This window comes from Ulvibacter sp. 2305UL32-6 (assembly GCF_058148545.1).
Genome location: NZ_JBYVKA010000003.1, coordinates 99,383 through 111,722 on the forward strand (window position 1 = coordinate 99,383; position 12,340 = coordinate 111,722).

A 12,340-nucleotide genomic window follows, 5' to 3' on the forward strand; every position below is an offset into this window, starting at 1 on the left:
TCGGTATATCATCTGAGATTTTTGGTTATTTTTGCACGAACAAACTTCCGCTATGCAATACAAAAGAATCCTCCTAAAACTTTCTGGTGAAGCCTTAATGGGTAACAGACAATACGGTATTGACCCTGACAGACTTCAAGAATACGCACAGGAGATAAAAGAAATTGTTGAAATGGGAGTTCAAGTTGCCATTGTTATAGGCGGTGGAAACATCTTTAGAGGAGTTGCTGGAGCCAGCCGAGGTATGGATCGTGTTCAAGGCGATCATATGGGAATGTTAGCAACCGTCATTAATGGTCTAGCATTACAGAGTGCTATGGAAGATGAAGGAATACCAACACGTCTTCAAAGCGCCATTAAAATTAACGAAGTTGCCGAACCGTTTATTCGCAGAAAGGCAATTCGTCATTTAGAGAAAGGTCGCGTTGTTATCTTTGGAGGTGGAACTGGAAATCCTTACTTTACAACAGATAGTGCTGCTGTATTGCGAGCTATAGAAATAAATGCAGATGTTATTTTAAAAGGTACACGAGTAGACGGCATTTACTCAAGTGATCCCGAAAAAGATATAACAGCAACAAAATTTGACTTTATTAGCTTTGATGATGTTCTTCGGAAAGGCCTTAAAGTTATGGATACCACGGCCTTTACTTTAAGTCAAGAAAATGAATTACCTATTATTGTTTTTGACATGAACACAAAAGGTAATCTCCTTAAAGTAATTTCAGGTGAAAATATCGGAACCAAAGTAAACTTGTAATTCACTACGGATTTATTATTTTTGAATTGGTCTGGTTTTTGAATACACCGTGATATATTCAGAATTAATAATTAAAACAACCACATTTGTGGAACTAATAAGATGGAAGACGAAATTAAATTCATATTAGATAGCACCAAAGAAGCAATGGATAATGCAATAATGCATTTAAAAAAGAAATTCGTGAATATTCGTGCCGGAAAAGCATCGCCATCTATGGTGGGCAGCGTGATGGTTGATTACTACGGAAGTCCAACGCCACTAAGTCAAGTTGCCAATGTTAGCACCCCAGACGGTATGACTATTACCATTCAACCTTGGGAAAAAGGTTTGATTCCCGAGATCGAAAGAGGAATCCACCAAGCAAATTTAGGTTTTAACCCTATGAATAATGGTGAAAGCGTGATTATTAATGTACCGCCATTAACAGAAGAGCGCAGAATAGAATTGGCAAAACAAGCCAAGCATGAAGCTGAAGAATCTAAAATTGGAGTGCGTAACGATCGTAAAAATGCTAATAGCGATATCAAAGATCTAGATATCAGTGAAGATTTAAAGAAAAATTTGGAAATCGATGTTCAAAAAATGACCGATAGCCATATCCTCAAAATTGAAGAGATCTTAGCACACAAGGAAAAAGAGATCATGACGGTTTAATCTACAAATCGTTAAACTAAATACAATAAAGCGGCTATTTAGCCGCTTTATTTATAATTTTACGGCGTTACACCTCACTTGAATGCGCAAACAATTATGCATTTTCCTATTTCTTTTTACATGTAGCGCATCTTTTTTTGCGCAGGAACCCGCCATTCAAACTAAGCAAGACACGACCGCTACGCGAACTCAAGAAAAACAAAGTCCGTTTAACACCGGATTTTTCCCCGTTGGCTTTTTCGATTTTGACTTAAAGTATTTGATCAAATTCAACAACTATGAAGGCCTGCGGCTTGGAATTGGTGGAATTACAAATAACAAACTGAGTAAAAAATTCAAATTTGGAGGCTATGTAGCGAATGGCTTTAAGGATGATGATATTAAGTTTAGTCTTGGAGGAAGTGCCTTGCTCCACAAAGAAACCAGTACATGGGTAAACTTGTATTACATCGATGACTTACAGGAAATTGGTTCATTTAAGTTCTTAACAGATAGCCGTGTATATTCGGTTTTTGAACCGCGATTAGTGAACGTCAAACAATTTTATAAACATCGTACTTGGCAAACCAATATTCAGCATGAGTTTACAAAAAAGTTTTTAGCCGAAGTGCGCCTTTCAAGATCCCGCATCGATCAAATTGAGAACTACCAATTTGTAAATGATGGTACTACTTACAACAATTACGAAATTGCGGAGGCAAATGTATCGGTTAGAATTAGCCCGAAAACCAATTTCTTTACACGTGATGATGGCTTTATAGAATACTTTGACGGTCTTCCAAAGATCAGTGCACAGGTAACTCAGGGCTTTAGCGGAATTACACGTAGTGATTTTAATTATACGAAATTCGGACTCAAACTCGATTATTATATCAAGCGAACCAACCTGTCTTCAACCAATTTTCTACTGGAAGGAAATTACGCTTTAGGGGATGTTCCATTAACGCATCTTTTTCATGCCTATCCGAACGCTCCAACAAAAGATGAAATTCTACAACGTTTCTCTGTCGCAGGCAGACGTAGCTTCGAAACCATGTATTTCGGAGAATTTTTTTCAGATAAATTGGCAACACTACAAGTTAAACACAGCTTACGCAGATTCAGAATTTCTGACCGATTTCAACCCGAATTGGTCCTTTTAACTAAGCACGCCCTTGGAGATCTCGACAATCCAGAAAAACATCAAGGAATTGGTTTTAGCACCTTAGATCAGGTGTATAATGAATCTGGCTTAGAACTTAATAAACTCATTTTTGGCTTCGGCCTCAGTTTCGCTTATCGTTACGGTTATTACAACCTCCCCGATTTTGAAGACAATGTCTCTTTTAAGTTTACTTTTTATGCTAAATTTTAAGCGTTTTATTTGCACGCGAAAAACGAAGTGCATCGTGTTAAATTACTACCTTTGCACAGCCTTTTAAGCATTTATCTTGAATAAACTTTTCAGTATCGGTTTTTGGAGTGCAGTAGCACGATTTATTCTTCGGAACAGACCCTTCATTCTCATTGCAATTGTACTAATTACGGTGTTTTTGGCGCTTCAATGGAAACATATGCGTTTTACGTATACAGAAGCCAATTTACTGCCCGATGATCATGAGACCAACCTTGAATACAAAGAATTTTTAGGCCATTTTGGCGAAGAAGGAAATTTAATTGTTCTCGGTGTAAAAGATTCGCTATTATTCACTCCCGAAAATTTTCAAGCTTGGGATGCACTTTCAGATGATCTAAATACTTCCGAAGAAGTAGAACTTACCCTCTCCATAAGCGATCTTCAAAAACTACAGAAAAGAAAAGACACAGCTGCATTTGAAATGGTTCCTTTTATTCAGGATACCGTTTTCAGTAAAGAAAAACTGAAGCAATATCAGTACGAACTCTTTAACAAACTACCATTTTATAATGGCTTGGTTTATAGCCCTAGTAAACAATCGGTACGTACCGCCATCTACTTAAAAAAGGATATTGTAAACACTCCCGCACGAAAGGATTTTATTGATAAGTTACTTATTCCACGCATAAAGCAGTTCGAAGCCGAAACAGGAATCACAGTGCACACTTCGGGTATGCCCTACATCAGAACCTTGAATTCGCAGAATATTATTGATGAAATAGGGATGTTTATCGGCGCCGCACTAGCGGTCACCTCTATTATATTTTTCTTCTTTTTTAGATCCTTTAGAGCAACCTTTATTTCGATGATCACCGTGATCATTGGCGTAATGTGGGCCTTCGGAATATTAGGGCTACTCCATTATGAGATCACCGTACTTACAGCCTTAATACCACCACTTATTATTGTAATTGGTATTCCCAACTGTATCTTCCTCATTAATAAGTACCAACAGGAAATAAAACTACACGGAAATCAAGCCAAATCATTGCAGCGCGTAATTACCAAAGTAGGTAATGCTACCTTAATGACTAACGTAACCACGGCGTCAGGTTTTGCCACATTTATCCTGACCAACAGTCAGTTGTTAAAAGAGTTTGGTATTGTAGCTTCTATTAATATCATTGCAATCTTCTTGTTAAGTCTGCTTATCATTCCTATTGTTTATAGCTATATGGGCGTTCCTAAACACAAGCACCTAAAACACCTAAATAAACGATGGATCAGTACTTTCGTCAATTGGACAGAGCGCATGGTGCGCAATCACCGTATTGCAATTTTTATAGCCTCTATTCTTTTGCTCTGCGGAAGTATTATTGGCATGTACAATATTCAAATTTCAGGAAGTCTAATTGAAGATATGCCCAAGAATACTGGGTTTTATAAAGATATCAAGTTTTTTGAAAGCGAATACGAAGGTATCATGCCCTTAGAGATCTTGATCGATACCAAGCGGAAAAAAGGCGTCATGAAACTTGCCACGCTTAAACGTATGGACGAACTTCAGGAATACATCAATGAAGTACCTGAATTTGCTCGCCCTTTATCGGTTGTAGAACTGGTCAAATATTCGAAGCAAGCCTATTACAACAACAATCCAGAATATTACCAACTCCCAAATAGCCAGGAAAGAACTTTTTTACTATCATATGCCAAGTCGAGTGCCAAAAGCACAAATCTACTCTCTAGCTATGTAGATAGTACAGGTCAATTTGCCCGCATCACGACCTTTATGAAAGATACCAAAACCGACAGGTTTGACCGTATCGAGGAGGATCTTCGGGTTGAAATTGATAAGATCTTTCCACCAGACCGTTATAAGGTCTCCCTTACCGGGAAAGCATTAGTTTTTCAAAAAGGAACAAAATATCTCGTTAATAATCTCGTGATCTCCCTTTCACTCGCCATTTTGCTTATTGCTCTTTTTATGGCTTGGATGTTTAGAAGTTTAAGAATGATCATGGTATCACTAATTCCCAACCTGTTGCCTTTAATTATTACGGCAGGACTCATGGGCTTTTTGGGTGTTCCTATAAAACCTTCAACCATACTCGTATTCAGTATTGCCTTCGGGATTTCGGTTGATGACACCATTCACTTTTTGGCGAAATACCGCCAAGAACTTATTGCCAACAACTGGAAAATTAAAAAATCTGTATATGCTGCCTTGCGCGAAACTGGTGTGAGTATGTTCTATACGTCTATTGTTTTGTTCTTTGGGTTCTCTGTTTTTACTATTTCCAGTTTTGGAGGTACCGTAGCGCTCGGGGCTTTGGTTTCAGCCACCCTCCTCTTTGCCATGCTTGCAAACCTCCTTTTACTACCAGCACTACTCCTTTCATTAGAAAAAAATATTGCCAATAAGGAAACCTTTAAAAAACCGGCACTTAAAATCATCCCAGACGATGACGAGGAAACAGACGATCTGGATGTTCCAGACGCCTGATTTTACGGCATCTTCACTACCTAATTTTGATTAATAAAACTATATTTGCTTTTCAGAAAAACTAATCATGAAGCATACTGAAATCATCACTCTACTCAAAAGCGAGCCTTCTGTTAATAAGGCCGAAGTCATTGTACGCGGTTGGGTTCGCTCCTTCCGAAGTAATCGATTTATCGCCCTCAATGATGGCTCAACTATTAACAACATTCAATGTGTTGTTGATTTCGAAAACTTTGACGAAGATCTTTTAAAGAAAATAACTACCGGAGCCGCTGTTGAAGTTCACGGACCCTTAGTAGCAAGCCAAGGACAAGGACAAGACGTAGAAATACAGGCCAGCAAAGTCATTATTTTAGGCGAAGCAGACCCCGAAGAAGTAAAAAAAACCATTCTTTCACCAAAACGTCATACTCTTGAAACACTTCGTGAACAAGCACATTTACGCGTACGGACCAACACTTTTGGTGCCGTAATGCGTTTGCGATCTAAACTTGCCTTTGCCGTTCATGAGTACTTCCAAACAAACGGATTTTTCTATATGCATGCCCCTATTATTACAGGGAGTGATGCAGAAGGAGCCGGGGAAATGTTCCGTGTTACAGCCATGGACGCTAAGAATCCGCCTTTAGATGAAGACGGAAATGTAAATTATAAAGAAGATTTTTTCGAAAAAGAAACCAATCTTACCGTTAGTGGCCAGCTTGAAGCTGAAACCTATGCGATGGGGTTAGGAAAAGTATATACATTCGGACCGACATTCCGTGCAGAAAATTCAAACACCTCTCGGCATTTAGCTGAATTCTGGATGATCGAGCCCGAAGTGGCTTTTTGCGATTTGGATGGAAATATGGATCTGGCCGAAGACTTTATCAAATATGTGGTAAAGTATGCTATCGATAATTGTCAAGACGATCTGGCGTTTCTTGAAAACCGTTTGATCGAAGAAGATAAAAGCAAACCCCAAGCAGAACGAACCGATATGTCACTACGTGAAAAGCTTCAGTTTGTACTTGAAAACAATTTTAAGCGCGTTAGTTATACCGAAGCAATCGACATATTAAAACGTTCTAAACCAAATCAGAAGAAAAAATTCAAATATATAATTGAAGAATGGGGCGCTGATCTACAGAGCGAACATGAAAGATTCTTAGTTGAAAAGCATTTTAAATGCCCTGTGATCCTTTTTGATTATCCAGCCAACATAAAGTCATTCTATATGCGTCTAAATGACGATGGGAAGACCGTACGCGCCATGGATGTTCTTTTTCCTGGCATTGGTGAGATCGTAGGGGGTTCGCAGCGTGAGGAGCGTTATGACGTGCTTAAGCAAAAAATGGAAGCCATGGGCATTCCGCAGGATGAATTGTATTGGTATTTAGATCTTCGTAAATTCGGAACGGCCGTACATAGCGGTTTCGGCCTTGGTTTTGAGCGCTTGGTTCAGTTTGTAACAGGTATGGGTAATATTCGGGATGTAATTCCTTATCCAAGAACACCTGGAAATGCCGAATTCTAGTATTATTACACGAGTGTTAAACAATACTCTTTGGAAGATTTATAGTGTCACACACAGAATGTAACACAATAATAAAACTAGCTACTTATTCCTTTAAGTAGCTAGTTTTCTTTAATTTTATAAAACCGAAAAGCAACTCATGTTAAAACAGCAGCTCAATTTCAAATTATCACAAAAACTATCACCACAGCAGATCCAGCTGATGAAGTTGATACAGCTGCCTACGCAAGCCTTTGAACAACGTATTTCGCAAGAAATGAACGAAAATCCTGCCCTTGAAGGTGGTAAGGAAGAAAATGATGAATACGATGAGTTTGACGACAACTACGAAGAAGATTACGACGATGGTAATGAAGTTATAGAAACTGACATCAACGTTGATGATTATTTAAGCGATGACGAAACGCCAAGTTATAAGCTTTCGGCTAATAATTACAGTGCTGATGATGAGGAAAAACAGACGCCTTATGCTTCGGGAACTTCCTTTAATCAACATTTATTACAACAATTAAACACCTATCGTCTTGACGAAGAGGAAGAAGAGATCGCTAAGTTTTTAGTGGGTAGCGTTGATGAAAGTGGTTATATCCGACGAGAAATTCAGGATATCGTAGATGATCTAGCGTTTACACAGAATGTATATACTTCCGAAGAAAAAATTAAAAAGGTCTTGTCCATCGTGCAAGATCTGGATCCTGCAGGCGTTGCTGCGAGAAATTTACAGGAATGCCTATTACTACAGCTAAAGCGCAAAGAATCGACGGCTTCAGTTGCTTTGGCCACGGAGATCATAAAAGACTCTTTCGATCATTTTTCGAAAAAACATTATAAAAAACTACTCTCCAAGTTTGATATTTCCGAAGATCAACTCCGTGGTGCTATTCATGAAATTGAAAGTTTAAATCCGAAGCCAGGCGGAACCTATTCGGGTAATACCCGTATGGTAGAGCACGTTGTTCCAGATTTTGCCATAAATATCATTGATGGCGAACTCGATCTAACCCTCAATGGCCGAAACGCCCCCGAATTGCATGTTTCTCGTGAATATACAAACATGTTAAAAGGGTATAAAGAAGCAAAAGACAAATCAAAATCGCAAAAAGATGCTGTTCAGTTTATCAAACAGAAGTTAGATGCCGCTAAATGGTTTATTGATGCTATTAAACAACGTCAGCAAACCCTATTTGTAACGATGAATGCTATCATGCATCATCAGGAAGAATATTTTTTATCTGGTGACGAGCGGAAATTAAAACCAATGATCCTCAAGGATATTGCAGACAAAATTAATATGGATGTGTCTACGGTCTCCCGAGTTGCCAATAGTAAGTATGTAGATACACCATACGGAACCAAACTGATCAAGGAATTCTTTAGTGAATCTATGACCAATGACCAAGGCGAAGAAGTTTCTACACGCGAGATAAAGAAAATATTGGAAATCACTATTGGCGAAGAGAACAAGCGTAAACCTTTAACCGATGACAAACTGGCTCAAATTCTTAAGGAAAAAGGATACCCTATTGCCCGTAGAACCGTGGCAAAGTACCGAGAGCAGTTAGATCTACCCGTAGCCAGACTTAGAAAGGAGATCTAAATGAATTATTTCTTAAGGGTTGCAGCTTATCTTTTTCATCCGCTTCTAATCCCTGCGATGGGCGTATTCATTTATTACTTGATCACACCTCGTTTTATGAGTATGGAGCTGGCGCAATCCTCTTTATTTGCCGTTATTATCATCACTATTTTTATACCTGTAATTACCTTTTTTCTACTAAAGAATCTTGGTGTTGTTAATTCAATTCATCTCCCCGAAGTAAGGGAGAGAAAGATCCCCTTGATGATCCAAAGCTTGTTATTACTTCTAATAATAAAACTTGTATTTGATCCTTATGATTCTCCAGAGCTTTATTACTTTTTCATTGGTGTGTTACTTTCGGCTTTATCGGCTCTAGTATTGGGGATTTTTGGCTTTAAAGCTAGCCTTCACCAAATGGGAATATCGGGGCTCACCATGTTTATTATAGGCCTAAGCGTATATTTTCAAGTGAATTTATTGTTGGGGATCGGGTTTTTCTTTTTTGCCAATGGCTGGATAGCATCTTCACGCTTATACACAAAATCGCATACATACCCAGAACTTATCGTAGGCTTCTTTGTGGGAGTCATTCCACAATTGCTGGTCTTAAATTACTGGTTATAAAATATAGAAAATGAGACCCAGTTTTAGACTTTTGAAGTCCACCTTGGCGCCGTTGGTGGTTGTGGCATTTTCGAAAAAAGGATTGATCGTATAGTTTGCGTAGAAATTAATCTTACTATAACCAAAGCTCAATGTCGCCGCGAGTCTTACTTGATCAAATTCTGGGATATCCGTTTGATTTACGGTGTTTCCTGATTGAATAAAAGTCGATTTATACCAATAGGCGTATCCCACACGAACACCTCCATAAACGCGCCAGAAGCTATAATCTACTGGAGTGGAACTTCGCCATCTAAGCTCAAATGGAACCTCAATAACAGCAGTACTAAATCGGTTGCTATCATAAACAACATCGGTTTCATTACTTAGACTCGTAAATACGGTTTCACCTTCTGTTGTTTCACCAATAAATAGTGTACTTCCGTATTGGTCAAAAGACACGCCTAAACCCACTGCAACCGCAATATTACGTCTAGCATTTATTGGCATATCCCTCAAAAATCCGAATTGAATTCCCCCAGATAGTCCTTGTAGTTTCACATCCTCTGGTGCGCTATTAATCAAATTATAAGTGACTCCTGCGTAGAACTGGTCTTCTCTATACTTGGCATCACCTTCATTTAGAACGGCGGTTTGTTGAGCCATACTTCCGAAGGAAACAAAAAGAATCACATATAAGAGTAAACCGTAATTATGACCTTTCATTTGTTCTGGATAACTGTTTTAATAAAATTGATCCTAAAAAAAAAAACGCCTTGCACCCAATAAAAGGAACAAGGCGTTAGAATTGTATTCTTAACACTTACTTATTGACTTCAAGTCCTGGAGCTGCAATGTAAATTAATTTTAACATGTTTAGCTCTCTTAATTCTTGTTTGATATCGGTAACCAAACCTGTGTTGGTTTCCTTATCTACCTTGAGCGCAACCATTACTTTATCCTGTAATTCGGGACGTAATTTTGCTCGAGCTTCGGTTAGTGCAAATTTTAGATTTGCTAATTCTGTATACTTATCTCCAATTTGGATCTTCCCGTCTTTACCATACTTTTCAGCATAGCGAGCGCTTGGTTTTCCTGCATAAATATATACCGCACGATCTTTCTGTAGTTTTTCTACCTGATCTGCTTTTGGAAGTTCATTTTTTACAAGAAGATTGTTATCTCGTAAAACTGTTACAACCATAAAGAAGAACAATAGCATAAACACAATATCTGGTAACGACGCCGTATTTACTGGAGGCAACTCGCCTCCCTTTTTCTTTGTGAATTTTGACATAATTTATAATTATTTATTGCCCAGATTTCTTCGGTTCTGCTTCTGAAAGTTTCAGTGGGAATAGCTTTTGAATATTCTCAAGCTTTTCCATTGTCGCTTCTTCATTTCCTTGGAAACTACCTTCATCAATAGCTTTTTTAACTTCTGTAAATTTCCAACCGTATAAACGCTGAGATTCTCTATTCCTTAGAAAATTATATGCAGCTACCAACTCATTCTGTACAGATATATACATATCATATGATGTTAAGCGGTCATTTTGCACAGAGATTACAGCTTTTTCAGGGTTATCTGAAGATGCTACGTCTCTTTTACCTTTACAGTAATTACAGTACAACGGACTTCCAGAAGGAGCTCCACCATTATCTAAAAAGTCGATTGCTGCCTGACGCAAGTCTTTCAATTGCATTAGCTCGTCTTCAACTAATAACTGATCATCCTTATTGACATTAACAATAAACAAGTTCTTTTGTTTAATGATAACATCAGGCTGATCAATCTCGTCCATTGGAGGCAATTGTCTCGCGATCCCCTTATCCTTTTCAATGGTTGTTGTAACCAAGAAAAATATAAGAAGTAGGAACGCAATGTCCGCCATAGATCCCGCATTAACCTCGGGTGTTGCTCTTCTTGCCATAATTAATTAGATACTTTTTTAATTCCGCTGAAAATCATCGCTCCTACAGCTAACACTGCAAGAATATAGAACATATTCAATCCTGCTCCTACCCAACGTGATCCACTAGCAGATAGCGTACCGCCATCTTTTAAAGGTGTTTCTACACCACTAGCAAATGCATATGATATTACTATAATGGCAACAAAAATTGCCAGTACTAACAATGTCTTTTTAACATTCCCACTTAAGATTCCTTTGATCACAAATATTAATATAAGTGCTACGATCAAGGCCAACGTAATGTAGGTAATGTATAAAAATCCGTCCACTCCTTCTCCTGTTGCAACGATCGTATCATTCCCTTTAAATAATAAATTAAAGAAGAAATACACGCCGATCAAGCTAAGTACTAGAGCTACTATTTTTAAAACTTTATATAAACCCATTATGTGTGGTATTTTAAATTATTTTCTGTTTTTGTAGTCTACCAACATATCGATCAATGTGATAGAGGCATCTTCCATACTGTTTACAATGCTATCAATTTTAGCAATGATGTAATTATAAAAGATCTGTAGAATAATCGCAACGATCAATCCAAATACAGTTGTTAAAAGTGCTACTTTAATACCACCCGCAACTAAAGAAGGGTTCATATCTCCTGCTGCCTCAATTTTATTAAAGGCAAGGATCATACCAATTACCGTACCCATGAAACCAAGCATTGGTGCAAGTGCGATAAATAACGATACCCATGAAACATTCTTTTCTAATTGACCCATTTGTACACCTCCATAAGCAACAACTGATTTTTCAGCAGCTTCGATACTCTCATCTGCACGGTCAAGTCCTTGATAATAGATAGACGCAACAGGTCCTTTTGTATTTCTACAAACTTCCTTAGCAGCTTCAATACCACCACTGTTCAAAGCATCTTCAACGTTTTGAGCTAATTTCTTAGTATTTGTAGTTGAAAGATTTAGGTAGATAATTCTTTCAATAGCAATCGCTAAACCAAGAATTAAACACAATAATACAATACCCATAAATAAAGGAGTACCTTCAATAAAGTACTTCTTAAGAGTTTGATGCCATCCTAATTCTTCTTCACCAGAGGCAGCACCTTCATCCTGAACAATGGTTACTGTGGTTGCAGTAATTAGTGTTTGCGCAGTGCTTGGTGCATTGTAAGATACTGCTGCGTTCGCGTTTAAAGTTCCCGCAAAAACGAGTGCGGCAATTGCCATAATAGAAAATAATTTTTTCATTGCTATCGACTTAAAGTTTGTTTTTAGTTAAAGGTTAAAGATATAAAATAATTTAGTTAATAAGCAAGATTATTATGCGTACGAACCGATTTATCGGTTAAAAGCTTATCGGATGTTACCTTATTTTGACCTCTAATAGCAAAATCGTAGGAAAATACCACGAATACTGAAGTTACCCCAGTTCGCCTTTTTTATAATG

General features: G+C 37.9%; 12 protein-coding genes. 7 read left to right on the top strand and 5 right to left on the bottom strand.

The features are described 5' to 3' along the window. Positions 1-52 precede the first annotated feature (52 nt). From pyrH to ACY2RU_RS10270, 7 genes are all read left to right on the top strand, one after another. Positions 53-760, top strand: a complete 708-nt coding sequence (gene pyrH / locus ACY2RU_RS10240; RefSeq protein WP_490138362.1) for a UMP kinase — start codon at positions 53-55, stop codon at positions 758-760. A 102-nt stretch (positions 761-862) separates the two neighbouring features. After that, complete coding sequence (frr, locus tag ACY2RU_RS10245) at positions 863-1,417, top strand: ribosome recycling factor (RefSeq protein ID WP_490138363.1); 555 nt, start codon at positions 863-865, stop codon at positions 1,415-1,417. Between the two features lie 82 nt (positions 1,418-1,499). Further along, entirely contained in the window at positions 1,500-2,771 is a 1,272-nt protein-coding gene (locus ACY2RU_RS10250; protein ID WP_490138364.1) for a DUF5686 family C-terminal domain-containing protein, read from the top strand. A gap of 76 nt (positions 2,772-2,847) precedes the next feature. Then, positions 2,848-5,259 carry an efflux RND transporter permease subunit gene (locus ACY2RU_RS10255; RefSeq protein WP_490138365.1) on the top strand — a complete coding sequence of 804 codons (2,412 nt, stop codon included), beginning with the start codon at positions 2,848-2,850 and terminating at the stop codon, positions 5,257-5,259. 67 nt (positions 5,260-5,326) lie between these two features. Then, positions 5,327-6,775, top strand: coding sequence for an asparagine--tRNA ligase (gene asnS / locus ACY2RU_RS10260; protein ID WP_490138366.1), 1,449 nt, complete (start codon positions 5,327-5,329; stop codon positions 6,773-6,775). 139 nt (positions 6,776-6,914) lie between these two features. Next, positions 6,915-8,372 (top strand): RNA polymerase factor sigma-54, encoded by a 1,458-nt coding sequence (gene rpoN / locus ACY2RU_RS10265; RefSeq protein WP_490138367.1) that lies wholly within the window; start codon positions 6,915-6,917, stop codon positions 8,370-8,372. Beyond that, positions 8,373-8,978: a hypothetical protein gene (locus ACY2RU_RS10270; protein WP_490138368.1), complete on the top strand. Its 606-nt coding sequence runs from the start codon at positions 8,373-8,375 to the stop codon at positions 8,976-8,978. Here ACY2RU_RS10270 and ACY2RU_RS10275 read toward each other — a convergent pair. The 5 genes from ACY2RU_RS10275 to ACY2RU_RS10295 all read right to left on the bottom strand — a co-directional run bounded on the left by ACY2RU_RS10275 (position 8,973) and on the right by ACY2RU_RS10295 (position 12,141). Continuing rightward, on the bottom strand, positions 8,973-9,683 hold the full coding sequence (locus ACY2RU_RS10275) for a porin family protein (RefSeq protein WP_490138369.1): 711 nt from the start codon (positions 9,681-9,683) through the stop codon (positions 8,973-8,975). The two genes, ACY2RU_RS10270 and ACY2RU_RS10275, sit on opposite strands and share 6 nt — an antisense overlap. Before the next feature lie 97 nt (positions 9,684-9,780). Then, complete coding sequence (locus ACY2RU_RS10280; protein WP_490138370.1) at positions 9,781-10,254, bottom strand: ExbD/TolR family protein; 474 nt, start codon at positions 10,252-10,254, stop codon at positions 9,781-9,783. 13 nt (positions 10,255-10,267) lie between these two features. Continuing rightward, complete coding sequence (locus ACY2RU_RS10285; RefSeq protein ID WP_490138371.1) at positions 10,268-10,891, bottom strand: ExbD/TolR family protein; 624 nt, start codon at positions 10,889-10,891, stop codon at positions 10,268-10,270. Between the two features lie 2 nt (positions 10,892-10,893). Continuing rightward, the gene (locus ACY2RU_RS10290; protein WP_490138372.1) at positions 10,894-11,319 is read right to left on the bottom strand and encodes a hypothetical protein; all 426 of its coding nucleotides are present in this window, start codon (positions 11,317-11,319) and stop codon (positions 10,894-10,896) included. A gap of 18 nt (positions 11,320-11,337) precedes the next feature. After that, positions 11,338-12,141, bottom strand: coding sequence for a MotA/TolQ/ExbB proton channel family protein (locus ACY2RU_RS10295; RefSeq protein WP_490138373.1), 804 nt, complete (start codon positions 12,139-12,141; stop codon positions 11,338-11,340). Positions 12,142-12,340: the final 199 nt, after the last annotated feature.